General features: G+C 72.9%; 23 protein-coding genes. 5 read left to right on the top strand and 18 right to left on the bottom strand.

Features of this window, described 5'->3' with window-relative positions; all coding sequences use genetic code 11:
- Positions 1-7: 7 nt before the first annotated feature.
- Positions 8-667 (bottom strand): tRNA (adenosine(37)-N6)-threonylcarbamoyltransferase complex dimerization subunit type 1 TsaB, encoded by a 660-nt coding sequence (gene tsaB, locus ACIRSU_RS23855; RefSeq protein WP_403795528.1) that lies wholly within the window; start codon positions 665-667, stop codon positions 8-10.
- A 121-nt stretch (positions 668-788) separates the two neighbouring features.
- On the opposite strand from tsaB, the gene ACIRSU_RS23850 reads away from it, so the two are divergent.
- On the top strand, positions 789-1,358 hold the full coding sequence (locus tag ACIRSU_RS23850; protein ID WP_403795524.1) for a L,D-transpeptidase: 570 nt from the start codon (positions 789-791) through the stop codon (positions 1,356-1,358).
- A gap of 234 nt (positions 1,359-1,592) precedes the next feature.
- Here the strand turns inward: ACIRSU_RS23850 and ACIRSU_RS23845 are convergent, their stop codons facing one another.
- From ACIRSU_RS23845 to ACIRSU_RS23810, 8 genes are all read right to left on the bottom strand, one after another.
- Entirely contained in the window at positions 1,593-1,769 is a 177-nt protein-coding gene (locus tag ACIRSU_RS23845) for a hypothetical protein (RefSeq protein WP_403795521.1), read from the bottom strand.
- 111 nt (positions 1,770-1,880) lie between these two features.
- On the bottom strand, positions 1,881-2,381 hold the full coding sequence (gene tsaE, locus ACIRSU_RS23840; RefSeq protein WP_403795518.1) for a tRNA (adenosine(37)-N6)-threonylcarbamoyltransferase complex ATPase subunit type 1 TsaE: 501 nt from the start codon (positions 2,379-2,381) through the stop codon (positions 1,881-1,883).
- A 28-nt stretch (positions 2,382-2,409) separates the two neighbouring features.
- A complete protein-coding gene (locus ACIRSU_RS23835; protein ID WP_403795515.1) occupies positions 2,410-3,549 on the bottom strand; it encodes an alpha/beta fold hydrolase in 1,140 nt (379 codons plus the stop codon).
- A gap of 14 nt (positions 3,550-3,563) precedes the next feature.
- Positions 3,564-4,712 carry an alanine racemase gene (gene alr / locus ACIRSU_RS23830; RefSeq protein WP_403795513.1) on the bottom strand — a complete coding sequence of 383 codons (1,149 nt, stop codon included), beginning with the start codon at positions 4,710-4,712 and terminating at the stop codon, positions 3,564-3,566.
- 243 nt (positions 4,713-4,955) lie between these two features.
- Positions 4,956-6,404 carry an NAD(P)H-hydrate dehydratase gene (locus ACIRSU_RS23825; protein ID WP_403795510.1) on the bottom strand — a complete coding sequence of 483 codons (1,449 nt, stop codon included), beginning with the start codon at positions 6,402-6,404 and terminating at the stop codon, positions 4,956-4,958.
- A 194-nt stretch (positions 6,405-6,598) separates the two neighbouring features.
- Positions 6,599-6,967: a holo-ACP synthase gene (locus tag ACIRSU_RS23820; protein WP_403795507.1), complete on the bottom strand. Its 369-nt coding sequence runs from the start codon at positions 6,965-6,967 to the stop codon at positions 6,599-6,601.
- Positions 6,968-7,017: 50 nt separating this feature from the next.
- Complete coding sequence (gene glmS / locus ACIRSU_RS23815) at positions 7,018-8,865, bottom strand: glutamine--fructose-6-phosphate transaminase (isomerizing) (protein WP_403795504.1); 1,848 nt, start codon at positions 8,863-8,865, stop codon at positions 7,018-7,020.
- Between the two features lie 38 nt (positions 8,866-8,903).
- Complete coding sequence (locus ACIRSU_RS23810) at positions 8,904-9,581, bottom strand: hypothetical protein (protein ID WP_403795503.1); 678 nt, start codon at positions 9,579-9,581, stop codon at positions 8,904-8,906.
- 171 nt (positions 9,582-9,752) lie between these two features.
- Here ACIRSU_RS23810 and coaA point away from each other — a divergent pair, with 171 nt between their 5' ends.
- Together coaA and ACIRSU_RS23800 are read left to right on the top strand one after the other, a co-directional pair.
- Positions 9,753-10,757 (top strand): type I pantothenate kinase, encoded by a 1,005-nt coding sequence (gene coaA, locus ACIRSU_RS23805; protein WP_403795501.1) that lies wholly within the window; start codon positions 9,753-9,755, stop codon positions 10,755-10,757.
- A gap of 120 nt (positions 10,758-10,877) precedes the next feature.
- Positions 10,878-11,843: a DUF389 domain-containing protein gene (locus ACIRSU_RS23800; protein WP_403795499.1), complete on the top strand. Its 966-nt coding sequence runs from the start codon at positions 10,878-10,880 to the stop codon at positions 11,841-11,843.
- A 96-nt stretch (positions 11,844-11,939) separates the two neighbouring features.
- On the opposite strand, the gene glmM is transcribed toward ACIRSU_RS23800, so the two are convergent.
- From glmM to ACIRSU_RS23780, 4 genes are all read right to left on the bottom strand, one after another.
- Positions 11,940-13,298 (bottom strand): phosphoglucosamine mutase, encoded by a 1,359-nt coding sequence (gene glmM / locus ACIRSU_RS23795; RefSeq protein ID WP_403795496.1) that lies wholly within the window; start codon positions 13,296-13,298, stop codon positions 11,940-11,942.
- Between the two features lie 213 nt (positions 13,299-13,511).
- The gene (rpsI, locus tag ACIRSU_RS23790) at positions 13,512-14,024 is read right to left on the bottom strand and encodes a 30S ribosomal protein S9 (RefSeq protein WP_403795494.1); all 513 of its coding nucleotides are present in this window, start codon (positions 14,022-14,024) and stop codon (positions 13,512-13,514) included.
- A 42-nt stretch (positions 14,025-14,066) separates the two neighbouring features.
- Entirely contained in the window at positions 14,067-14,510 is a 444-nt protein-coding gene (rplM, locus tag ACIRSU_RS23785) for a 50S ribosomal protein L13 (protein WP_403795492.1), read from the bottom strand.
- Positions 14,511-14,767: 257 nt separating this feature from the next.
- Positions 14,768-15,178: a winged helix-turn-helix transcriptional regulator gene (locus ACIRSU_RS23780; protein ID WP_403795489.1), complete on the bottom strand. Its 411-nt coding sequence runs from the start codon at positions 15,176-15,178 to the stop codon at positions 14,768-14,770.
- A gap of 118 nt (positions 15,179-15,296) precedes the next feature.
- On the opposite strand from ACIRSU_RS23780, the gene ACIRSU_RS23775 reads away from it, so the two are divergent.
- The gene (locus tag ACIRSU_RS23775; RefSeq protein ID WP_403795487.1) at positions 15,297-16,241 is read left to right on the top strand and encodes an NADP-dependent oxidoreductase; all 945 of its coding nucleotides are present in this window, start codon (positions 15,297-15,299) and stop codon (positions 16,239-16,241) included.
- Positions 16,242-16,272: 31 nt separating this feature from the next.
- On the opposite strand, the gene ACIRSU_RS23770 is transcribed toward ACIRSU_RS23775, so the two are convergent.
- The gene (locus tag ACIRSU_RS23770) at positions 16,273-17,895 is read right to left on the bottom strand and encodes an ABC-F family ATP-binding cassette domain-containing protein (protein ID WP_403795484.1); all 1,623 of its coding nucleotides are present in this window, start codon (positions 17,893-17,895) and stop codon (positions 16,273-16,275) included.
- A gap of 56 nt (positions 17,896-17,951) precedes the next feature.
- Here ACIRSU_RS23770 and ACIRSU_RS23765 point away from each other — a divergent pair, with 56 nt between their 5' ends.
- Positions 17,952-18,950: a hypothetical protein gene (locus tag ACIRSU_RS23765; RefSeq protein WP_403795482.1), complete on the top strand. Its 999-nt coding sequence runs from the start codon at positions 17,952-17,954 to the stop codon at positions 18,948-18,950.
- 15 nt (positions 18,951-18,965) lie between these two features.
- Here ACIRSU_RS23765 and ACIRSU_RS23760 read toward each other — a convergent pair whose 3' ends face one another.
- From ACIRSU_RS23760 to ACIRSU_RS23745, 4 genes are all read right to left on the bottom strand, one after another.
- Positions 18,966-20,444: a glycosyltransferase family 39 protein gene (locus ACIRSU_RS23760; protein WP_403795479.1), complete on the bottom strand. Its 1,479-nt coding sequence runs from the start codon at positions 20,442-20,444 to the stop codon at positions 18,966-18,968.
- Positions 20,441-21,871 carry a glycosyltransferase family 39 protein gene (locus ACIRSU_RS23755; protein WP_403795477.1) on the bottom strand — a complete coding sequence of 477 codons (1,431 nt, stop codon included), beginning with the start codon at positions 21,869-21,871 and terminating at the stop codon, positions 20,441-20,443. The genes ACIRSU_RS23760 and ACIRSU_RS23755 overlap by 4 nt, the downstream gene beginning before the upstream one ends.
- Before the next feature lie 224 nt (positions 21,872-22,095).
- Positions 22,096-23,115, bottom strand: a complete 1,020-nt coding sequence (locus ACIRSU_RS23750) for a glycoside hydrolase family 26 protein (RefSeq protein ID WP_403795475.1) — start codon at positions 23,113-23,115, stop codon at positions 22,096-22,098.
- Complete coding sequence (locus ACIRSU_RS23745) at positions 23,115-24,542, bottom strand: glycosyltransferase family 2 protein (protein ID WP_403796438.1); 1,428 nt, start codon at positions 24,540-24,542, stop codon at positions 23,115-23,117. The genes ACIRSU_RS23750 and ACIRSU_RS23745 overlap by 1 nt, the downstream gene beginning before the upstream one ends.
- Positions 24,543-24,645 lie beyond the last annotated feature (103 nt).

Genomic DNA, 24,645 nt, shown 5'->3' with positions numbered 1-24,645 from the left:
ACGGTCGTCACTTGGGGGTGACCACCTTGTAGTTCTTCGGCACCTGGGCGTCGGGGCGCCGCAGGTACATCGGCAGCGGCTCCAGGAAGGCGTCCCGGTCCCCCGCCGCCAGCCGCTCGGCCGCGAGGCCGGCCAGCGCGGCGGCCGACTGGTGCTCGGGGTCGCGGGCGTCGGGGAAGACGTCCGGGTAGAGCCGCGCCCCGGCGCCGACGACCGGCATTCCGGCGAGCTGTTCGGCGATGTCGGCGGGCCGGTCGACGGACGCCTCGGTCACCCGCGTACGGGAGTTCTCGTAGCGCGCCCAGTAGACCTCCTTGCGCCGCGCGTCCGTGGCGACGGCGAAGGGCTCGTCGATCCCGGAGGCGTAGGCGAGACCGTCGAGGGTGCACAGGCCGTGCACCGGCACGCCGAGCGCGGAGGCGAAGGTGGCGGCCGTGACGAGGCCGACGCGCAGTCCGGTGTACGGGCCGGGGCCGACGCCGACGACGATGCCGGTCACGGCGTCGAGCTTCAGCCCGGCCTTCTCGAGCACCCGGTCGACGGCGGGCAGCAGCAGCTCCCCGTGCCGGCGGGCGTCGACCTGGCTCGACTCGGCGACGACGGAGTCGCCGTCGTGGAGGGCGACGGTGACGGCGGGTGTGGCGGTATCCATGGCGAGCAAGAGCACGCGAACAGCCTACGGCGCCTGGCGTGGGGGTGCGGCGCCCCGCCCTCGGGCCCCGGCGGCTGCTACGGTCAGCCCGTCAGATTGACACCGATACGTACGTACGACAGAAGGTGGGCGCACGGTGGCACGGAGCAGCTCGGGATTCGTGGCCGGGCTCACCGCGGCGGCCGTCGCCGCGGTCGGTTTCCTCGCCTATCAGGCCTCGGCTCACGCGCCCTCGCCGGCCGAGCTGGCCGCCCAGCCGCGGACGCCGGTCACGGCGCCGTCCGCCGCGCCGAGCGGACAGCCCGAGCGCCCGCGCAAGGACCCGACGGCGCTGCCCGCGAACTCCGGCAAGGGCGAGCGCGTGGTCTACGCGCTGGGCGACCGCCGGGTGTGGCTGGTGGACGCGAAGAACCAGGTCACACGCACCTTCTCGGTCATGCCCAGCACGGTCTCGCCGCTGCCGGGCTCGTACGCGGTGACCTCGCGGTCCGGTTCGGTGCGCGGCTCCGACGGCGTGCAGGTCGAACACGTGGTGCGGTTCGCGACCGCGCAGGACGTGTCGGTCGGCTTCAGCGCGGCGGTCGACGGCTCGACGCCGACCCCCGACCCGGGCAGGAAGACCGGCGGCATCCGGATGAAGCGAGCGGACGGCGACGCGCTGTGGACGTTCGCGTCGATCGGCGCGAAGGTCGTCGTGGTCGCGTAGACCCGTGGGACGTCGCGCAGGCCGGTACGGCGTCGTCCCGCAGGCCCTAGCGTCGTCGCGCAGACCCGTACCGCGTCGCGCGGACCCGAGCGTCATCGCGCGGACCCGGACGTCGTCGCGCGGACCCGAACGTCATCGCGCGGGCCTGAGCGTCATCGCGCAGCCGGTACGGCGTCGCGTCAGGCCGGCACCACCTCGCGTCAGGCCCGTACCGCGTCGCGCAGCCCGTACGGGTCAGGCGGCTTCGTCGCGTACGGGACGGGGCTCGCCGTCCACCCCGGGCCGGGGCTCGCGCGGCGGGGTCGACACGGCGTTGGCGGCGGCGCAGGAGGCGAGCAGGTCTCTCATCGAGACGTTCTCCGCCCGGTGCGCACCACGGTCCTCGCGGTCCTCACGCTCTGGCGTCGCCATGCCTGCCTCCCGTAGGTTAGGTACACCTAACCAGCATCGTGCATCCATGTGACCACGGTTCGGAGCACCTGCGCAACATTTTCCCGACAGGTTGTCGGAACCTACGTACGTTCAGGTCAACGACAGGTCCGCGTCCGCCCAGCGCGCGCCGATCCCGTTCAGGACGAGGGTGCGCCGGTCGTCCTCGGCGTCCGCCGTGTCGCCCACCACGCGGTGGATGAGCACGTGCAGCCGGTCGTCCGTCAGCTCCTCGACCTTGCCGTCACCCCATTCGACGACCACGACCGAGTCGGGCAGCGAGACGTCGAGGTCCAGGTCCTCCATCTCGTCGAGACCGCCGCCGAGCCGGTACGCGTCGACGTGGACGAGCGCCGGGCCGCCGGAGAGGGACGGGTGGACGCGGGCGATGACGAAGGTCGGCGAGGTGACCGCGCCCCGTACGCCCAGGCCCTCGCCGAGGCCGCGGGTCAGCGTGGTCTTTCCGGCGCCGAGCTCGCCGGTGAGCATCACGAGGTCACCGGGGCGCAGCAGCTTGGCGAGGCGGCGGCCGAGCTCCTTCATGCGCTCCGGCGAGTCGACTTCGAGGGTGACCTGGTTGAGCGGAGAGTCCATTCCGCCAACCTATCGAGCCGGCGGCGGCCTAGCGGACGGCGGGCACCGCCCCGACCCGCCCCAGCAGGTCGGCGATCCGGTCCGTGACCGCCTCCGGGTGCTCCAGCATCACCAGGTGACCGGCGTCGGGCACGATCACCAGCTCGGCCTCCGGCAGCAGGTCGGCGATGGCCTCGGTGTGCGAGCTGGGGGTGACCAGGTCATGGTCGCCGGCGAGGGCGAGCACCGGCAGCTCCCGGAACGCGGCGAGGGCCGCCGTCTTGTCGTGCTCGACGAACGCCGGGTAGAACTCGGCGACCACGTCGATCGGCGTCGACTCGATCATCCGCTCGGCGAACCGCACGACCGCCGGGTCGACGTCCTTCGACGAGAACGAGTACTTCTTGATCAGCCCGGCGAAGAGGTCGGCCGTGGCCCGCCGCCCGCGCTCCACCAGCTCCGCCTGCGAGCCGAGCGCGCGCAGCACGCCCGGCAGCACGCGGCGCACCGCGTTGACGCCGGCCACCGGCAGGCCGTAACTCACCTCGGCGAGCCGGCCCGCCGACGTACCGACGAGGCCGACGCCGACGACCCGCTCCCGCAGCAGCTCCGGGTACAGGCCGGCCAGGGCCATGATCGTCATGCCGCCCATGGAGTGCCCGACCAGGACGAGCGGCCCCTCGGGCGCGGCCGCGTCGAGGACGGCCTTCAGGTCGCGGCCCAGCTGGTCGATCGAGACCGGCACCCCGTCGGGCCCGGCCTGGGCGACCCCGCGCGCCGAGCGCCCGTGGCTGCGCTGGTCCCAGTGCACGGTGCGGACCAGGCCGCGCAGGGCGGCGCGCTGGAAGTGCCAGGAGTCCTGGTTCAGGCAGTAGCCGTGGCTGAAGACGACGGTGACGGGCGCGGGGGCCTTGCGCCCGAAGAGGCGGCGCCGGCGGAGCCCGGAGGGGTCGGGCTCCACCTCGTCGACCTCGTAGTAGAGCTCGGTGCCGTCGTCGGCGAGGGCCCGGCCGGGGGTGCCGCGCAGGGCGCCGTACGGGCCCTCGGCGTCGAGCGCGAGCCGCGCCTTCTGGCGTACGGAGCGCCCGACCGTGAGCCGTTCGACGGCGACGCCGGCCGCCGCGCCTGCGGCGAGCACGCCTATCGCGGCACCGGCCCAGCCGGCCCGCCGCCAGGTGTCGTCGCCCACGGCCGCTCCCCCCTCTACTCCCCGAGGTGGACGCGCGGGACGCGCGCGCCGATCCGGGTGACGATCTCGTACGCGATGGTGTCGGCGGCCTCGGCCCAGTCCTGCGCCGTCGGCTCGCCGCGGTCGCCGGGGCCGAAGAGGACGGCCTCCGTGCCCGGCTCGGGCGTGTCGCCTTCGAGGTCGACGACGAACTGGTCCATGGCGACCCGGCCGGCCACCGTCCGCACCCGGTCGCCGACCAGGACCGGGCCGCGGCCCGAGGCGTGCCGCGGGATGCCGTCCGCGTAGCCGAGCGGGATCAGACCGAGCGTGGTCTCGCCGGGCGTGACGTAGTGGTGCCCGTACGAGACGCCGTGACCGCCCGGCACCTGCTTGACCAGGGCCACGCTCGCCTTCAGCGACATCACCGGGCGCAGCCCGAGCTCGGCGGAGGTGCCGACGGCCGGGTCGGGCGACACGCCGTACATGGCGATGCCGGGGCGGACGAGGTCGAAGTGGGACTCGGGGAGGGTGAGCGTGGCGGGCGAGTTGGCGAGGTGGCGCACCTCGGGCTCGACGCCGGCCTTCTCCGCGAAGTCGAGCATCGAGCGGAAGACGTCCAGCTGGGGGGCGATCGACGGGTGCCCGGGCTCGTCGGCGCATGCGAAGTGCGACCACAGGCCGGTGATCTTCACCAGACCCTGCGCCTCGGCCTTCAGCGCCTCGGAGACCAGCTCGGGCCAGTCGGCGGGCTGGCAGCCGTTGCGGCCGAGGCCGGTGTCGGCCTTGAGCTGGATGCGGGCGGGCCGGCCGACGGCCTGCGCGGCCCGCGTCACCTCGGTCAGCGCCCACATGCCGCTGACCGACATGTCGAGCCCGGCCTCGATGCCCTGGTCCCAGGGATCGCCCGGCGTCCACAGCCAGCACATGATCCGCGCCTCGGTCAGCCCCGCCGCCCGCAGCGCCAGCGCCTCGTGCGGCGTCGCCGTCCCCAGCCACGTCGCCCCGGCCTGCAACGCGGCCCGCGCACACGGCACGGCCCCGTGTCCATACGCGTCCGCCTTCACCACGGCCATCACCTGGACGTGTGGCGCGACCCGGGCGCGCAGCGTGCGGACGTTCGCACGCAGCGCCCCGAGGTCGATCTCGGCGCGGGCTCGTGGGGGCGGCTGTGTCTGGCTCATCGCGCCCCAGTCTCTCAGGTCGCGAACCCAGGGCCACGTACCCGGTCACCCGGGCCGCGTTGTGGGCGGTCGTCCCTGGGGGTCCCCGGGCGGGACGGGTGGGCACAACGGCCCGGGTCCCGCACGGCCCGGGTCCCGCACGGCCCGGGTCCCGCACGGCCCAGGTCCCGCACGGCCCAGGTCCCGCACGGCCCAGGTCCCGCACGGCCCAGGTCCCGCACGGCACGGGTCCCGCACGGGGTCTCAGCCCCCCGTCACGTCCGCCCACGCGCCCCGCAGCGCTCCCGCCACGTCTCCCGCAGTGATCGGGGTCCCGGGCGTCGAGGCGCGGCGGGCTGCCAGGCCGTGCAGGTAGGCCGCTGCCGAGGCGGCGTCCGTGGGAGGGAGGCCGGCGGCGAGGAGGGAGCCGGCGAGGCCGGACAGGACGTCGCCGCTGCCGGCGGTGGCGAGCCAGGAGGTGCCGGTGGGGTTGACGCGGACCGGGCCCGCGCCGCCCGGCCCGCAGACCAGGGTGGTGGAGCCCTTCAGGAGGACCGTGGCGCCGAAGCGGGCCGCCAGCTCGCGGACCGCGGCGAGGCGGCCCGCCTCGACCTCCTCGCGGGAGGTGCCGAGGAGCGCGGCGGCCTCGCCGGCGTGCGGGGTCAGGACGGTGGCGGCGGTACGGGACTTCACCGCCTCGGGCGACAGGTCGCGCAGCCCGTCCGCGTCGACGAGGACCGGGACGTCGGAGGCGAGGACCTCCGCCACGCCCGGGTCGTCGCCGAGGCCGGGTCCGACGACCCATGCCTGGACGCGGCCCGCCTTCGCCGGCGGGCCCGGGTGGACCAGGGTCTCGGGGTGCGCGGCGATGACGGCGTCGGCGGCGGGGCCGACGTACCGTACGGCGCCCGCGCCGCCCCGCAGCGCGCCCGCGACGGCGAGGACGGCGGCGCCGGGGTAGCGGGCGGAGCCGGCGACGACGCCGACGACGCCGCGCCGGTACTTGTCGCTCTCCGCGGCCGGCCGGGGCAGCAGCCGCGCCACGTCCTCGTGCTGCAGCGCCTCAAGGTCGGGTACGGACGGCAGCGTGGCGCCGAGGCCGATGTCGACGAGCCGCAGCGCACCGGCGTACTCGCGCGCCGGGTCGACGAGCAGTCCCGGCTTGTACGTGCCGAAGGTGATCGTCGCGTCGGCGCGCAGCGCCTCGCCCGCGACCTCGCCGGTGTCGGCGTCGACGCCGCTGGGCAGGTCGACGGCCACCACGACGGCGTCGGAGCCGCGTGCCGCCCGGGCGACGGGCACGGCGTCGGGCCGCAGCCCGCCCCGGCCGCCGATCCCCGTGATCCCGTCCAGGACGAGGTCGGCGGCGGCGATGGCGTCATAGGGGTCGTCGTGCGGACCGACCACCCGGCCGCCCGCCCGCCGCAGCGCCGCGAGCCCGCCCTCGTGCGCCCGCGCGCCGAGCGGCACGGCCGTCACTCCGGCGCCTCTCCGGGCGAGCCGCGCGCCCGCGTACAGCGCGTCGCCGCCGTTGTCGCCGCTGCCGACGAGCAGGACGACCCGCGCCCCGTACACCCGTCCCTTCCCGAGCAGCGAACAGCAGGCGGCCGCGAGCCCGGCCGCCGCCCGCTGCATCAGGGCGCCCTCGGGCAGCCGGGCCATCAGCTCGGCCTCGGCGGCCCGTACGGTCTCCACGCGATAAGCGGTACGCATGGCACCCACCCTGGCGGTTCCGCCCCGGCCGCGCCACCTTCCCCGCGCGTCGCGGGCTCACCTGCCGGCAGTCGGGCAGTGAACGCGACGGTCCCCTCCCCTCGCCCGACGGGCCCACGCGTCGGCAGTCGGGCAGCGGGAAGCGGGCAGCGGGCAGTGAACGCGACGGCCACCTCCCCCCACGCGTCGCGGGCTCAGCCCTCCGCGATCACCACCGCCGACGCCACTCCCGCGTCGTGGCTGAGGGACACGTGCCAGTGCCGTACGCCCAGTTCGGCGGCGCGGGCCGCGACGGTGCCGCGGACCCGTAGCCGCGGCTGCCCGCTGTCCTCGACGTACACCTCGGCGTCCGTCCAGTGCAGGTTCCCGGGCGCGCCGAGGGCCTTGGCCAGCGCCTCCTTCGCGGCGAACCGCACCGCGAGGGAGGCCGGGCCGCGGCGGTCGCCGCTCGGCAGGAGCAGTTCGCGCTCGACGAAGAGGCGCTGGACGAGCCCCGGCGTGCGTTCGAGCGACGCGACGAAGCGGTCGATCTCCGCCACGTCGATCCCCACCCCGATGATCATCTGCCCACTACCTCACTCACTCGATACTCACTCGCTGCTCACGCGCCCGTTCACTCCACCGTCACGGACTTGGCCAGGTTGCGCGGCTGGTCGACCTCGTTGCCCCGGACAGTGGCCAGTTCGCAGGCGAAGACCTGGAGGGGCACGGTGGCGACCAGCGGCTGGAGCAGCGTAGGCGTCACGGGAATGCGGATCAGGTGGTCGGCGTACGGGACGACGGCCTCGTCGCCCTCCTCCGCGATGACGATCGTGCGCGCGCCCCGGGCCCTGATCTCCTGGATATTGGAGACGATCTTGTCGTGGAGGACGGCACGGCCGCGCGGCGAGGGCACCACGACGACGACCGGCAGGTCCTCCTCGACGAGCGCGATCGGCCCGTGCTTGAGCTCGCCGGCCGCGAAGCCCTCGGCGTGCATGTACGCGAGTTCCTTGAGCTTGAGCGCGCCTTCGAGGGCCACGGGGTAGCCGACGTGCCGGCCGAGGAAGAGGACCGTGTCCTTGTGGGCGAGCGAGCGGGCGAGCGCGCGCACGGGCTCCATGGTCGCCAGGACCCGCTCGACCCCGTCGGCGCTCCGGGCGAGCTCGCGGATGACGGCGTGGATCTCGTCGCCCCACTGGGTGCCGCGCACCTGGCCGAGGTAGAGCGCGAGCAGGTAGCAGGCGACGAGCTGCGTCAGGAAGGCCTTGGTGGACGCGACGGCGACCTCGGGGCCGGCGTGCGTGTAGAGCACGGCGTCCGACTCCCGCGGAATCGTCGACCCGTTGGTGTTGCAGACGGCGAGGACCTTGGCGCCCTGCTCGCGGGCGTGCCGCAGCGCCATCAGGGTGTCCATCGTCTCGCCGGACTGGGAGATCGCGACGACGAGGGTGCGCTGCCCGAGGATCGGGTCGCGGTAGCGGAACTCGCTGGCCAGCTCCACCTCGCAGGGGATCCGGGTCCAGTGCTCGATCGCGTACTTGGCGATGAGCCCGGCGTGGAAGGCGGTGCCGCACGCGATGATGACGATCTTGTCGGCCTCGCGGAGCACGCGGTCGGGGATGCGGATCTCGTCGAGGCGGAGGTGTCCTTCGGCGTCGATCCGGCCGAGGAGGGTGTCGGCGACGGCCTTCGGCTGCTCGGCGATCTCCTTGAGCATGAAGGAGGCGTAGCCGCCCTTCTCGGCGGCGGAGGCGTCCCAGTCGATGTGGAAGGCCCGTACGTCGGCGGGGGCGCCGTCGAAGTCGGTGACGGTGACGCCGTCGCGGGTGAGCTCGACGACCTGGTCCTGGCCGAGCTCGATCGCCGAACGGGTGTGGGCGATGAAGGCGGAGACGTCGGAGGCGAGGAAGTTCTCGCCCTCGCCGACACCGACGACGAGCGGGGAGTTGCGGCGGGCGCCGACGACGACGTCCGGCTGGTCGGCGTGCACGGCGACCAGGGTGAAGGCGCCGTCGAGCCGCTTGCACACCAGCCGCATGGCCTCGGCGAGGTCGCCGACGGACGAGAACTCCTCGGCGAGCAGATGGGCCACGACCTCGGTGTCGGTCTCGGACAGCAGCTCGTGGCCGCGCTCGGCCAGTTCGGCCCTGAGGGTGGCGAAGTTCTCGATGATGCCGTTGTGGACGACGGCGACGCGGCCCGCGTTGTCGAGGTGCGGGTGCGCGTTGCTGTCGGTGGGGCCGCCGTGGGTGGCCCACCGGGTGTGTCCGATGCCGGTGGAGCCGCTCGACAGCGGCCGGTCCACCAGTTCCTTCTCCAGATTGACGAGCTTTCCGGCCTTCTTGGCCGCGGCGAGGCCGCCGTCGGAGAGCACCGCGACTCCGGCCGAGTCGTAGCCGCGGTACTCGAGCCGCTTCAGGCCCGCGATCACCACATCGAGCGCCGACTGTCCGCCGACGTAACCCACGATTCCGCACATGGCGGCAGCCTACGGCGGAACCGGCCCACCGGCCGGACTCAGCGCAGCTTGGCCGCCTGCGCGTCGGCCACGGCGGTGGGGAGCGCGTCGGCCGTGACGGCGACGAGGCTGTTGCCCTTCCGGAAGACGACGAGGGCGCCGGCGCCGCTCTTCTTGCCGGTGACCGTCCAGCCGAGGGCCTCATCACCGGCGGTGACCGGCTTCGGCACGAGCTTGGTGATGTCCTCGGTCCTGACGGTCGAGGTCAGACGGAACCCCTGGGCGCAGGCGGTGCCCGCGGCCTTGAGCGCCTCGAACGCCCGCTGCGCCCCCTCCCCGTCGTACGACCCGAGGGCCACGTCCGTCCGCGCCCCGCCCTTCTCCGCCCTGCGGTGCGCGGTGGCCGCCGGCGTGCCGGGCGCCGCACCGGCCAGCGCCTCGGCGAGCGGCCCACAGGCCGGCTGGTCGGAGCTGACGTCGCCGACGTTGACGACGTCGGCGCCCTCGACCTTCGTCACCCGGTAGCCCCTGAGGTCCGCCGGGCCGACGGCCAGCCGGTCGAGGGCGACGGCGGGCAGCGCCCGTACGTCCGGCTTCGCGGCGGCGGACGCGGAGGCATCGGCCTTCCCGCTGTCCTCCCTCGGCTTGTCGTCACCGCCACAGGCGGTCAGCACCAGCGCCAGCGTGACGGCGGCGGACGCGGCGACGGCGGTACGGCGGAGCGGAGTGGGGCGCATCTGTCATCTCTCGGCAAGGAAGTCGGCAAGGAAAAGCGGAACCACGGGAACCGTACGCACCCTATGCGCGCCCTCCGCTGTCATGACCACGCGGTACCCGATCGACTGCGGACACCGCCGAGTGACCCACCCCACCCCCCGCTCGCGCCCCGCACCCACGACAATGGGCGGGTGATCGATTCGCCGCCACGAAGCCCCAAGGGAAACGGGAACGGTGCCGCAGGGCGCCGGGTCGCCGAGCCGACGCCGTACGTCGACCTCACGCGGGCGGAGTGGAGCGCGCTGCGGGACAAGACGCCGCTGCCGCTCACCGCGGACGAGGTGGAGCGGCTGCGCGGGCTCGGGGACGTCATCGACCTCGACGAGGTGCGGGACATCTATCTGCCGCTGTCCCGGCTGCTCAACCTGTACGTGCAGGCCACCAGCGGGCTGCGCGGGGCGCTCAACACCTTCCTCGGTGAGCGGGCCGAGCAGCGCGGCACCCCGTTCGTCATAGGAGTGGCCGGCTCCGTCGCCGTCGGCAAGTCGACCGTCGCCCGGCTCCTGGAGGCGCTGCTCGCGCGCTGGCCCGAGCACCCGCGGGTGGAGCGGATCACCACCGACGGGTTCCTGTACCCGATGGAGGAGCTGAAGGCGCGCGGGCTGATGTCCCGCAAGGGTTTCCCCGAGTCGTACGACCGGCGGGCGCTGACCCGCTTCGTCGCGGACGTGAAGGCGGGCAAGGAGGAGGTCTCCGCGCCGGTCTACTCGCACCTGATCTACGACCGGGTCCCCGACGAGAAGCTCGTCGTGCGCCGCCCCGACATCCTCATCGTCGAGGGCCTCAACGTGCTGCAGCCCGCGCTGCCCGGCAAGGACGGGCGGACGCGGGTCGGTCTCGCGGACTACTTCGACTTCTCCGTGTACGTGGACGCGCGCGCCGAGGACATCGAGCAGTGGTACCTCAACCGCTTCCGCAAGCTGCGTCAGACCGCGTTCCAGGACCCGTCCTCGTACTTCCGGCGCTGGACCCAGGTCTCCGAGGAGGAGGCCCTGGACTACGCCCGCACGATGTGGCGCACCATCAACAAGGTCAACCTCCTGGAGAACGTGGCCCCGACCCGCGGACGGGCGACGCTCGTCGTGCGCAAGGGCCCGGACCACAAGGTGCAGCGGCTGAGCCTCCGCAAGCTCTGACCGTCCGCGAGCTCGGAGGATCCGTACGCTCTGAGTCTTCGTACGCTCTGAGTCTTCGTACGCTCTGAGCCTCCGCAAGCGCTGAGCCGCCGTGAGCCCCGCGCTCCGTAAGCTCTGAGGATGCTGCACCTGCGACTGATCGTGCCGCCGGACCGTACGGATTCGGCGGTCGGGCTCATCGAGCGGACCGTCGGCACCGCCCACCTGGTGGTGATGCCGGGCGCGGCCCGCGACCCGGCCGGGGACCTCGTGCTGTGCGACGTGGCCCGCGAGGCCGGGCAGGAACTCCTGCACGGGCTGCGGGAGCTGAGGATCGATCAGGACGGCTCGATCGCCGTCGAGAACATCGACCTGTCGCTGTCGGCCCGCGCCACCGCCGCCGAGGAGGAGGCCCCGGGCGAGGCCGCCGACGCGGTGATCTGGGAGCAGCTGACCGACGCCACCCACGAGGAGTCGACGCTCACCATCACGTACAGCGCCTTCATGATCGTGGCGACGATGATCGCGGCCTGCGGTGTCGTGCTCGACAACGCGATCCTGATCGTGGGCGCGATGGCCGTCGGACCGGAGTTCGGTCCGCTCGCCGGCATCTGCACCGGGATCGTGCGGCGGGCCCCCAAGCTGGTGCTGCGCTCCTCGTACGCGCTGGTCGTCGGCTTCGCGGCGGCGATCATCGCGACGACCGTGTTCAGCCTGGGGATGGACGCGCTCGGCCTGTTCAGCCTGGAGCAGCTCGACGCGCCGCGCGCCAACACCAGCTTCATCTGGAAGCCGGACCCGTTCTCCTTCGTCGTCGCCCTGCTGGCGGGCGCGGCCGGCACCCTCTCGCTCACCTCGACGAAGTCGGGGGCGCTGATCGGCGTCGCGATCTCCGTGACGACGGTCCCGGCGGGCGCGAACGCCGCCGTGGCGCTGAGCTACGGCCAGTACGCCCAGATGTGGGGCTCGGTCGAGCAGTTGTTCCTCAACCTCACCGGCATCATCCTGGCCGGTACCGTCACCCTGTACGGGCAGGTGCTGCTGTGGCGGACGCAGCGCGGTCATTGGACCCGCAACGGCAACAGCACCGGCAACGGCAAGGGCTGACCGGCGAGGGGGTGTGATCCGCAGGGACGACAACGGCCCCCGTTCCGCCCTATGGAAAGAAGGGGCGGAACGGGGGCCGACAGGCCGTCATACGGACTAGCCGAGCGCCGACTTCACCGCGTCCGCGAGCCGTCCCGCCACCGACCGGGCCTGCTCGATGTCCGCCGCCTCCACCATGACCCGCACCAGCGGCTCGGTGCCCGAGGGACGCAGCAGTACGCGGCCGGTGGTGCCCAGCTCGCGCTCGGCGTCGCCGACGGCGTGGGCCAGTTCGGCGGAGGTGTTCACGCGGGCCTTGTCGACGTCCGGCACGTTGACGAGGACCTGCGGCAGCCGCTCCATCACGCCGGCGAGCTCGGCGAGGGACTTGCCGGTGGCGACGACCCGGGCCGCGAGCATCAGACCGGTCAGGGTGCCGTCGCCGGTGGTGGCGTGGTCGAGCACGATGACGTGGCCGGACTGCTCGCCGCCGAGGGCGTAGCCGTGCTCCTTCATCGCCTCCAGGACATAGCGGTCGCCGACCCCGGTCTGGACGAGCTGAAGGCCTTCGCGCTCCATGGCGAGTTTGAAGCCGAGGTTCGACATGACGGTGGCGACGACGGTGTCGCCGCGCAGCGTGCCGGCCTCGCGCATGGCGAGCGCGAGCACGGCGAGGATCTGGTCGCCGTCGATCTCCGCACCCGTGTGGTCGACGGCCAGGCAGCGGTCGGCGTCGCCGTCGTGGGCGATGCCGAGGTCGGCCCGGTGCTCGACCACGGCGGCCTTGAGCAGGTCGAGGTGGGTGGAGCCGCAGCCGTCGTTGATGTTGAGGCCGTCGGGCTCGGCCCCGATGGTGACGACGGTGGCGCCGGCCCGGGAGAACGCCTCGGGCGAGACGCGGGCGGCGGCGCCGTGGGCCTCGTCGAGGACGATCTTCAGGCCGTCGAGCCGGTTCGGGAGTACGGCGACGAGGTGGGCGACGTACTTGTCGAAGCCCTCGTCGTAGTCACGCACCCGGCCGACGCCCGCGCCGGTGGGACGGTCCCAGGGGGCGCCGGTGCGGTGCTCCTCGTACACGGCCTCGATGCGGTCCTCCAGCTCGTCGGCGAGCTTGTGGCCGCCGCGGGCGAAGAACTTGATCCCGTTGTCGGGCATGGCGTTGTGCGAGGCCGACAGCATCACGCCGAGGTCGGCGCCGAGCGCGCCGGTGAGGTAGGCCACGGCCGGCGTGGGCAGCACGCCGACGCGCAGCACGTCGACGCCCGCGCTGGCGAGGCCGGCCACGACGGCGGCCTCCAGGAACTCTCCCGAGGCGCGCGGGTCGCGCCCCACCACGGCGGTCGGCCGATGGCCCTCGAACGTGCCCGCCTCGGCCAGCACGTGCGCGGCCGCGACCGACAGGCCGAGCGCCAGCTCCGCCGTCAGGTCGGCGTTGGCCACGCCCCGCACCCCGTCCGTGCCGAAGAGTCGTCCCACAGCTGTCCTCCGAAAGTGCTCCGAAAATGCGTTGCCCTGAACGACGCGCCGAACGCCTCTGAACGGCTCATGCCCGTTTTTGCTCGGCAGCGCGCGCAGGGTTGTGCCCAGATTATGAAAGCAAGAAGTGAAAAAGCCGTACGCCCCGGCAGCACGGGAGTGCCGCCGGGGCGTACGGACCAAGCCAAGCAGGCCTGGCAGGCCAGCAGGCGATTAGCGCTTGCTGTACTGCGGGGCCTTGCGGGCCTTCTTGAGACCGGCCTTCTTGCGCTCGACCGCACGGTCGTCGCGGGAGAGGAAGCCGGCCTTCTTCAGCGGGCCGCGGTTGTTCTCGACGTCGGCCTCGTTGAGGGCGCGGGCCACGCCGAGGCGCAGGGCGCCGGCCTGGCCGGACACGCCGCCACCGGCGATGCGGGCGATGACGTCGTAGCGGTCGTCGAGCTCGAGCACCTTGAAGGGCTCGTTGACTTCCTGCTGGTGCACCTTGTTCGGGAAGTAGTCCTCGAGGGTGCGACCGTTGATCTTCCACTTGCCGGTGCCCGGAACGATCCGGACGCGGGCGATGGCGTTCTTGCGACGGCCCAGGCCGGCGGCCGGCTGCGGGTCGCCGAAGCGGGAGGCGAGGGACTCGGAGGTGTAGTCACCCTCGACGATCTCGGTCTCGGTGGTGTACTCCTCGACGCCCTCGAACTCGTCGACGGGGGTCTCGGGGGTGGTCTCGGCCACGATGCTCCTCAGATTTCTTTCGTTCTTAGGGGGTGGCCGGAACTACTGCGCGACCTGGGTGATCTCGAACGGGACCGGCTGCTGGGCAGCGTGCGGGTGGTTCTCGCCCGCGTAGACCTTCAGCTTCGAGAGCATCTGACGGCCCAGGGTGTTCTTGGGGAGCATGCCCTTGATGGCCTTCTCGACGGCCTTCTCGGGGTTCTTGTCCAGCAGCTCGTCGTAGCGGACGGAGCGCAGACCACCCGGGTAGCCGGAGTGGCGGTACGCCATCTTCTGGGTCCGCTTGTTGCCGGACAGGTGCACCTTGTCGGCGTTGATGATGACGACGAAGTCACCCATGTCCATGTGGGGGGCGTAGACGGGCTTGTGCTTGCCTCGCAGGAGGGTCGCAGCCGTCGTCGCCAGACGGCCCAGGACGATGTCCTGCGCGTCGATGATGTGCCACTGGCGAGTGACATCGCCGGGCTTGGGGCTGTACGTACGCACTTCGTAGCCTTCGCTTCTTCAGTGGATGGAGTCCAGACACACCTGAAGCGATCATGCAGCTGGGGCCTACACTGCCGGGATCACTGCCCGTATGCAAGCCACTGGTAACTGCTCCAGGGAACTTGCGCAACGGCCCCTCGCGTGAGAACGACGGAGCCAATACGCATAACAAAGCAGAAGCGTACCCGGGCTCCCCCGAGCGGGTCAAAACGCGTCGGCGCCGCCGGCCCTCCCGCTGACGCCGCCCTCGCACGGAGTCAGCGGGCAGAAGCCTCCGCTTCGTCGTACGCCTCCCGGGCCGAAGCGACCTCCTCGATGTGGGTGTCCGCCCACTCCTTGATCGCCCGCACCACCGGAAGCAGCGACACGCCCAGCTCCGTCAGCTCGTAATCCACCCGGACAGGCACCGAGGGGGTCACCGTGCGCACCACCAGACCGTCCCGCTCCAGGCCCCGCAAGGTCTGCGTCAGCATCTTCTGGCTGACGCCGGCGACCTTGCGGCCCAGGTCGCTGTAGCGGTGGGGGCCGTCGGCGAGGGCGGAGAGGAGGAGGGTGACCCACTTGTCGGAGATGCGGTCGAGGAGCCGGCGGGCGGGGCAGTCGGCGAGGTAGGCGTCGTAGGCGCGGCGGGCGTCCTCGCGGCGTTCGGCGGCGGTGCGGGTGGCCATGGGCGCTCCTTCCGGTGCGGTACGCACTTCCGGGTACGTACTTCCCGCTGGAGAGTAACGCTCCCTAGGTTCGTTCCGTAGCCCCTCCCCCACGCCTTCACGGAAGGAACCTCACGCCATGCGCGCTCTCGTCATCGACTCCTTCGGCGGCCCCGAGGCCCTGCGGATCGCCGAGGTCCCCGTCCCCGCCGCCGGCCCCGGCCAGGTGCTGATCCGGGTCGAAGCCGCGACCGTCCACCCCGTCGACCTCGCCACCCGCTCCGGCGTCCTCGCGGAGGCGGGCCTGATGGCCGGGACGGGCCGGACGGGGCTCGGCTGGGACGTGGCCGGCGTCGTGGAGGCGACCGGGCCGGGCGTCCGCGGGGTGCGGCTCGGCGACCGGGTCGTCGGGATGAACGACCGGCTCGACGTGGAACTCGGCACCCAGGCCGAGTACGTGGTCCTGGACGCCCACGCGGTGGCCCCGGCGCCCGTCTCGCTCGCACCGGCGGCCGCCGCGACCCTGCCGCTGGCCGGTCTCACCGCCCTCCAGGCCCTGGACGCGCTCGACCTCCCGGCCGGCGAGACCCTGCTCGTCACGGGCGCCGCGGGCGCGGTCGGCGGCTACGCCGTGCAGCTGGCCGCCGCGCGCGGCCTACGTGTCGTGGCGGCCGCCCGCCCCGGCGACGACGAGCTCGTACGGGAGCTGGGCGCCGAGCACGTCGTGGCCACCGGCCCGGACGCGCCCCGCCTCGGCGCGGCCGTCCGCTCCCTGGTCCCCGGCGGCGTCTCCGGCGCACTGGACGGCGCGGTCCTGGGGGCGTCGGCCCTCGACGCGGTCCGCTCGGGCGGCGTCTTCGCCGCCTTGGTCGCGGGCGGCGCCCCGTACCCCCTGCGCGGCATCCGCGTCCTCCCGGTCTGGGTCCGCGCCGACACCGCCGACCTCACCCGCCTCGCGTCCCTGGCGGACGCGGGCGACCTGACGCCGCGCGTCGCGGCCACCCTGCCGCTGACGGAAGCGCCGGAGGCGCACCGCCGCCTGGCGAAGGGAGGCCTGCGGGGCCGCGTGGTGCTGGTTCCGTAGATCGGATCCGGGATCCAAAATCCGCCCGGGCTCAGCGCGCCCGCTCCACCCTCCGCTCGTCCCACACCGGCTCGCTCGTCTCCCGCACGACCCCGTCCGACCCGAAGACCAGGTAGCGGTCGAAGGACCGGGCGAACCAGCGGTCGTGGGTGACGGCCAGCACCGTGCCCTCGTAGGACTCCAGGCCGTCCTGGAGGGCCTCCGCGGACTCCAGGTCCAGGTTGTCGGTGGGCTCGTCGAGGAGCAGGGCGGTGGTGCCGGCCAGCTCAAGGAGGAGGATCTGGAAGCGGGCCTGCTGGCCACCGGAGAGCTTGTCGAAGGGCTGGTCGCCCTGGCGCTCCAGCTCGTAGCGGCGCAGCATCGACATCGCCGCCCCGCGGTCCTTGGCGTGCTCGGTCCACAGGATGTCGACGAGCGGGCGGCCCTGGAGCTCGGGGTGGGCGTGGGTCTGGGCGAAGTGGCCGGGGACGACCCGGGCGCCCAGCTTCCACGTACCCGTGTGGGCGACCGACTCGTCGCCCGCGAGGAGCCGCAGGAAGTGGGACTTGCCGGAGCCGTTCGAGCCGAGGACGGCGACCCGCTCGCCGTAGAAGATCTCCAGCGAGAACGGCTTCATCAGGCCGGTGAGCTCCAGGTTCTCGGCCGTCACGGCCCGCACGCCGGTGCGGCCGCCGCGCAGCCGCATCCGGATGTCCTGCTCGCGCGGCGGCTCCGGCGGCGGGCCGGCCTCCTCGAACTTCTTCAGCCGGGTCTGCGCGGCCGCGTACCGCGAGGCCATCTCGTGGCTGACCGCGGCGGCCTGCCGCAGGTTGATCACGAGCTTCTTCAGCTGCGCGTGCTTCTCCTCCCAGCGCCGCTTCAGCTCCTCGAAGCGGGCGAAGCGCTCCCGCCGCGCCTCGTGGAAGGTGTCGAAGCCGCCGCCGTGCACCCACACGTCGGAGCCGGCCGGGCCGGGCTCGACGGCCACGATCTTCTGGGCGGCGCGGGAGAGCAGCTCGCGGTCGTGGGAGATGAAGAGCACGGTCTTGCGGGTCTCCCGCAGCCGCTCCTCGAGCCAGCGCTTGCCGGGGACGTCCAGGTAGTTGTCGGGCTCGTCGAGGAGCAGCACCTCGTCGTTGCCGCGCAGCAGGTACTCCAGGACGAGCCGCTTCTGCTCGCCGCCGCTGAGCGTGCGCACCTGCCGGAACTGCGCCTTGTCGTACGGCACGCCCATCGCGGCCATGGTGCAGATGTCCCAGAGGGTCTCGAACTCGTACCCCTGCACCTCGGCCCAGTCGCTGAGCGCCTGCGCGTACGCCATCTGCGCGGCCTCGTCGTCGACCGTCATGATCCGGTGCTCGGCCTCGTCGACCGCCTTCGCGGCGGTGCGGATGCGGGCGGGCGCCACCGAGACCAGCAGGTCGCGGACGGTGGACTCGTCGCGCACGGAGCCGACGAACTGCGGCATGACGCCGAGGCCGCCGCTGACCGTGACGGTGCCGCCGTGCGGCTGGAGCTCGCCGGAGACCAGCCTGAGCAGGGTCGTCTTGCCGGCGCCGTTGGCGCCGACCAGGGCGACGACGTTGCCCTCGCCGACCCGGAAGGAGACGTCCCCGAGCAGGACCCTCCCGTCCGGCAGGTAGTACTCCAGATGTGCGGCCTCGACATGTCCCATGCGGGGCATTGTCGCCGCCCGCACCGCTGTCGCCCAACCGGATTAGGATGCCGCGCATGAGCTTCGGGGGACCGCAGTGGCCGCAGCAGGGCCAGGGACAGGCGCAGGGCCAGGGACAGCAGCCGTACGGACAGCAGCCGTTCGGACAGCCGCAGCAGCCCGGCCAGTGGCAGCAGTCACAGCCCTACGGGCAGCAGCAGTGGCCGTCTCAGCAGCCCGATCCGTTCCCGGGGGCCCAGGCCCCCCAGGGCGGCGGCCCGACCCCGGACTGGAGCGCGCTCGCCGAGGCCTCCGCCGCCCGTAGTCAGCGCAAGCGCTGGCTGCTGATCGGCGGCGGCGTGGTCGGCGCGCTCGTCGTCGGCGCGGTCGTCGCGACCGCGATCGTCGCCACGAACAAGAGCAACGACGAGGCGAAGAACGGCGGCCCGACGGCGACCGGCCCGGCCGCCCCGACGGACAGCGCCACCCCGGCCCCGACGTTCTCCTCGGTCGCCCCGCTGCCGCCGCCGAACCCGCGCGACTACATCTCCGACGCGAAGAAGGACAAGGCGCCGCTGAGCGCCGAGGGCCTCTTCCCGGGCCGGAAGCTGACCATGAACGGCCGCGCGTACGCCAAGGGCGCGACCGCCTCCACGACGAACTGCGCGGCGGTCACCCAGGGCGGCCTCGGCTCGGTCCTGAACGCCAACGGCTGCACGCGCGTGCTGCGCGCCACGTACGTGAAGGACGGCGTCGCCGTCACCGTCGGCGTCGCCGTCTTCCCCACCGACGAGCAGGCCCTCAAGGCGAAGAAGCAGGCCACCGGCGGCATCGCCCCGCTGACCGGCGCCGGCGTCGGCGACTTCTGCCACGCCACCGTCTGCCTGCGCCGCACCAACTCGATCGGCCGCTACGTGTACCTCACCCAGGCCGGCTTCCTCAACGGCAAGAAGGTGACCACCGGCGACCAGGCCGTCTTCAAGGCCAGCGACGACCTGGGCACCTTCGCCTTCAACCAGATCTACGCCCGCGGCCGCAGCCAGGCAGCGGCGGCGGCCGGGGCTCCGGGTCAGTGACCGGTCAGTGACCGGTCACTGAGTGCGGCGCTCCAGGAGCTGGACGGTCACGTGGCGGAGCCGCTGGGTGCGGGCCACCGTGTAGCCGTCCTTGAGGGCCTTGGCCTTCTCCTCGGGCATGTAGGCGTACGGGTCGTCGTCGTCGCCCGGTGAGACGAACCAGAGGCGGGCGGAGCCGGAAAGGCGCCCGCTGGGCCTCTGGTACTCGTGCGCCCAGAACCAGCCGGTCTGCTGCGGCGCCCGCTTCATGAGGATGTCCTCGGGCCGGGCGCCCTCGCGCAGCTGGTACGCCATGGCGAGCCGGGAGTTGTAGCTCCGGTGGAAGACGATGCCGTCGCCGGGGCGCTGTCCGGCCTTCACGAGCCGGGCCGCGCCCGCGTAGTCGGGCTCGGTCGGGATGTCCTCGCGGACGCTCTGCAGGGCGGGCAGGGTCAGCACGACGAACCCGGCCATCGCGGCGGCCACCAGGGCCGTGCCGCGTGCCCGTCGCCAGAGGGTGCCGCGGCCGACGGCGCTCAGCAGGTCAGCGACGCGGACGGCGCCGGCCGCCGCGAGGAGCGCCCACGCCGGGACCGTGAAGAGCAGGTACCGGGGCAGGAAGAGGTGCAGCCACTCGCCGGTCGCGGCGGTCACCACCGGCGGCAGCAGGGCCCAGGTCGCCAGCGCGGCGGCAGTGGGACGGCCGGCCGCCCACAGTCCGAGGACGGCGAGCCCGAGCACGGCCGTGGCGACGGTCCAGTTCCCGAACAGGTCCGACGCGTACCAGAGCAGGTCGCGACGGGAGACGTCGTTCCAGGCGATCTGGCCGCTCTGGCCGGTGCTCCGGTACGCCATGGGAACGACCACGGAGGTCCCCATGACCGCGGCGCAGGCGAAGGCCCAGTGCGCGACGGGGTCGCCGGACCGCCTGGCCCGCAGCACGACCACGGCGTGGGCCGCGAGCACGCTCAGCGCGACCAGGTGGCTGAATCCGGTCAGCGCGACGGCGAGGGCGTAGCCCGCCCAGACCCGCAGCGAGGGCCGGTCGAGGGCGCGCAGCAGCAACACCGTCGCGAGCAGCGAGAAGAACATCGCGAAGGCGTACGGGCGGGCCTCCTGGCCGTACCGGGAGACGGTCGGGAGCAGGGCGAAGAGCAGCCCGGCCACCACCCCGACGCGCGCGGTGAACAGCCGGCGGCCGACGAGCGCGACCAGTCCAGCCGAGGCCGCCATGGCCAGTGCCTCGGGCAGCCGCAGCGCGGTGGTGGAGCTGCCGGCGAGCCACGTCCACGCGTGCATGAACGTGTAGTACGGCACGAAGACGATGTCGACGTGTTCGGTGAGCCGGTCGAAGGCGGCGGACGGCAGGGAGGACGCCCACCAGGTGGCGTACTCGTCGAACCACAGCTGGCGGTTCCCGAGGCGGGTCAGGACGCACACCAGCGCGACCGCCGTGGGCAGCAGGGAGGTCAGGAGCGGCCCGCGCCGGGGGCTCCGCACGGTCGGCGCGGTCATCGTCTCACCCAGATCCGATAGGAGCCCTGGCCGTCGCCCAGCCGGAACGGCAGGGTGCCGAGGAGGCGGTACTTGTCGCTGTCCTTCAGGGCCGCGGCGACGACCTTGTCCTTCTGCGGGACGGTGACCCCGTCGAGCACGATCAGGTCGAACCAGCCGTCGGCGATGGCCGTGCGGTAGCCGTCGTCGTCGTGGTGCACGGCGCCGTCGGCGTCCTGGTAGCCGATCCAGTAGAGCGAGGTCCAGTGCGTGTGGTCGGTGATGTCCCGCAGGTAGTACACGGGCACGTTGGGCAGTGACGCGAGGTACCGGCCCTCACCCGGGGTGATGTACTGCCGGAGCGAGGCGGTGAGCCGGCTGGAGTCCGGCCAGGTGGCGAATCGTTCCACCGACTGGCCCATGCCCAGGCAGAGCATCACGACCCACAGGGCGCACGCGAGCTGCGGATGCCGGAAGTGGGCGCCGACGAGCCGGGTCAGCCCGACGCCGGCCAGCGGCGCGGCGAAGAGCAGACCGAAGCCGAGGTGCTTGTAGAGCGCGACGGACGTGTGGAGGTGGATCTGGTAGGCCGGGGCGAGCAGGGCCGTGCCGCAGAGGAGCAGGCCGAGCAGCACCCGCCAGCCCCGGCCCGGGACGGGCAGCCGGCGGGTCGCCGGGGACTCGTTCATCCGGCCGCGCCGGGCGTACGCGACGGCGCCTCCGCAGGCGGTCAGGAACAACAGGCCGGACCAGACGGCCGACTTCTGCAGCAGGTCGAGCGTCTCTTCGGTGCCGTGCGCGCGGGCCGTGGTGGTGGTCCGTACGCCTTCCAGGACGTCGGTCCCGTACAGGGCGACGGCGAGCAGCCCGGCGACGGTCAGCGCGAACGACACGGCCCGCCACAGGCTCGCCCGGCCGCGGTGCGGCCAGGCGACGAGCGCGGCGAGCACGATCAGGGTCGGCAGGTACAGCGCGGCGGCGTACTTCGTTCCGGCGGCGAGCACGGCGACCGGCGCGGCCAGGGCCGCCAGTGCCGGGTGCGCCCGGTCGGTCCGTACGAGGATCCAGGCCGCGAGGGCGAGCAGGAGGATCGCGGGCGCGTCGTAGGTCGCGAACCAGCCGAGGACGACCGTCGACTGGGTCACCGCGAACAGGGCGGCGGCGGCGAGCGCGGCCCGCTCGTTGAACAGCCTCCGGGTCGTCCCGTAGAGGAGGGTGGTGGCGCCGAGCATGCACGCCAGGCTGAGCAGCCGGGCTCCGGTCAGGCCGAGCCAGGCGTCGGCCAGGGCGGCCACCAGCGGGTACAGGGTCGGCGAGCCGGAGAAGTAGCTCGCGTAGTCGGTCAGCACCGGAGTGCCGTGCAGCAGATGGGCGAGTTCCAGGTGACCGGCGGTGATGTAGAGGGCCTCGTCCGAGTACGCCGTGTTCTCCAGGCGGAACGAGAGCACCGCCTGCAGGAGCAGGATGCCGGACAGGATGCCCCGGCAGGCCCAGGTGCGCCGGGGGCTGCCGGCCGTGGTCCAGGCCGTCCGCGGCGGACGGGGGACGTGATAGCCGACGGGGGCTTCGGGCGGTCCGGCCGGTCTCGGTGGTCCCGGCGGTCCCGGTGGCCGGTGCCCGGCGGCCTGCGGGACCGCCGGGAGGGGCGTTCTGGGGCCTGGCTCTGTGGCTGTCATCTGACCTTCCGCACGTCGAAGCCGTAGATGTCGTCTGCTGCCAGTCGCGTGAATTCCGCAGTCGTCGTCGCGCCCTCGTCGAGGCGCCAGTCGGCGCGGGCGGCCGCGTGGTCGAACCAGACGAAGCCGATGACCTCGGGATCCGCCGCCACGCCCGTGAGCAGCGCTCGCACATCGGAGTCGCGGCGCCAGCCGCGCTCGGCGGCGGTCTCCAGGAGGATGAAGGGCTTGGCGGAGAAGCCACGGATCTCCCGCATCGTCGGCCCGAACAGCTCGCCGAAGGTGTCCGGTTTCTCTTCGTAGGTGAAGTAGCCGATCAGGCCGACCCAGTCGACGTAGGCGTCTCCCGGGTAGTACGGCCGCAGCGGCACGTCCTTGACCGGGTTGATGACGTTCGGCGACCACGCCCAGATCACGTTGGCCGCGCCGACGTCCTGGAAGACCTGGTGGATGTGCCGCCAGGCGCGGACATATGCCTCGGGCGTGGTTCTCTCGGTGCCCCATGTCTCCCAGGCGCCGTTCATCTCGTCAGCGAAGGTGATCGCGACGGGCAGGTTCAGTTTGCGGACCGCTCTCGCGTACGACCGGATGTAGTCGTCCGACTTGCCCGCGGCGATGTCCTCGAGCGAGGGTTCGAAGGGCTCCCAGGAGACGACGGTCAGCGCACCGGACTGCCAGGCGTTGCGCACCCCGGTGATGTCGAAGCCGTCACCCCAGGCCGCGTAGTAGCTGATGAGGTTCGGCCGCTTGCCGACCTTGCGGGTGTACGCGTCCACCGGCTTCATGGACGTCGGGGCGCCCGCCGTCGAGACGCCGAAGTACTTCTTCGCCGGCCGGATCAGCGGCCTGACGTCGTAGGGAACCTCGGGTGCGGACTGCGGGGCGGCCTGCGGCCCCGGGTTCGCGTCCGACCGGCCGCCGGGGTCCGGGGCGGTGCACGCGGTCAGGGCGAGGAGCAGGGCGGCGAGCGGCAGGGCCGCCCGCATCGGGCGGAGGCGCGGGGGACGGACGTTCATCACGCGGCGACCCCCGTCCGGGGCTGCACCAGGGCGCGGCAGACGATCATCGCGTAGAAGAGCCCCGAGGAGAGCAGCAGCGCGAAGTCGTAGACGTCCACGGTGACCATCCGCCAGACCGCGGCCCCGACCCAGAGCAGGGCGGTGCCGCCGCCCCACGCCCACAGGCCGATCCAGAACCGCCGGGTGCCGTTGCGCCTGGCCTGGCTGGAGCCGGTGGCCTGCCAGCCCATGCGGGTGCCGCAGAGGATGTCCCAGATCGCGAAGACGTGCGCCCAGGAGTACATCATCCGGACGGCCCACGCCTCCAGGCGGTACGGGACGCGGTGCCACAGCGGGAAGACGATCGTGGTGTACGCGATGCCGGGCAGCACCAGCCACACGTTCTCGAACCGGGGCTGGTCGGGGAAGGCGAGCAGCAGCACGATCGGCAGGAGCGGCGCGACGAAGGTGAACAGCGCCGTGTGGATGTAGTAGAAGAACCCGGACAGGTAGCAGAGCCGGCTGCTGAAGCGGAGTCTGGCCTGCCAGAACTTCTTGCTGCCGAGCAGGCTCATCGAGCCGGCGCACCAGCGGTACTGCTGGTTGAAGAACGCCCCCGCGCTGTCCGGGCAGACGCCCGCGGCCACCGCGACCGGCACATAGCGCAGGTCCCAGCCGAGGCGGCGCAGGTCGAAGCCGGTGTGGACGTCCTCGGAGTGCTCGATGAGGGTGGTGCCGCCGTTCTCCTCCAGGGCCGCGCGCCGGTAGACGGCGCAGCTGCCGACGCAGATGGCCCCGTCGCGGCCCTGCCGGGAGACCTGGACGGCCCGGTAAAACAGCTCCTGTACGGCTCCGGCGCCGCGCTCGATCCAGTTCTGGGCGTCGAGCACCCGGAAGAACTGCGGGGACTGGACGATCGCGGTCCGGCTGTCCTTCTCCAGGTACGGCAGGAGCTCTTCGAGCAGGTCGGCGCGCGGCGCGAAGTCGGCGTCGAGGATGAGGACGTATGTGCCGTCGGACTGGTCGAAGCCGAAGCGCAGGTTGCCGGCCTTCTTGAACCAGCCGCGCCGGGAGCGGGTGCCGTAGCGGAAGCCGAAGTCCTCGGCCATCGCCCGCAGCTCGGGGCTGGCGGAGTCGTCCAGGACGAACGGCGCGCAGACGCCCGGATAGCGGTCGGCGAGCGCCCGCACATGGGTCCAGGTGTTGTGCAGGACCTCGATGGGCTCGCCGCACACCGGCAGGAAGACATCGACCGACGGGTAGTGCTCGGGACGCCACTCGCGCACCAGCCGGCGGTGCCCCTCGAGGTCGAAGTCGCGGGTGAAGGCGTTCACCCGCAACGAGACCAGGTAGTAGACCACCGTGAAGGCGAGCAGCGGGGCGAACAGCCACAGCAGCGGGGTGGCGGACGCGAGCCGGAACTGGCTGAGCGCCAGGCAGCCCATGCTCAGCAGCGAGGTGACGGTCAGCACCCACAGCCGGCGCCGGGCGTACAGATACCTTTCGTCGTCCGACGGCGGTGCCGGCAGCAGCCCGACGACGCCCGTT

Origin of the sequence: Streptomyces sp. NPDC101160, assembly GCF_044768205.1 — a bacterium.
Lineage (GTDB): Bacteria > Actinomycetota > Actinomycetes > Streptomycetales > Streptomycetaceae > Streptomyces.
The sequence above is the reverse complement of the archived record's forward strand: the minus strand, read 5'-3'. Positions and strand labels throughout refer to the sequence as shown.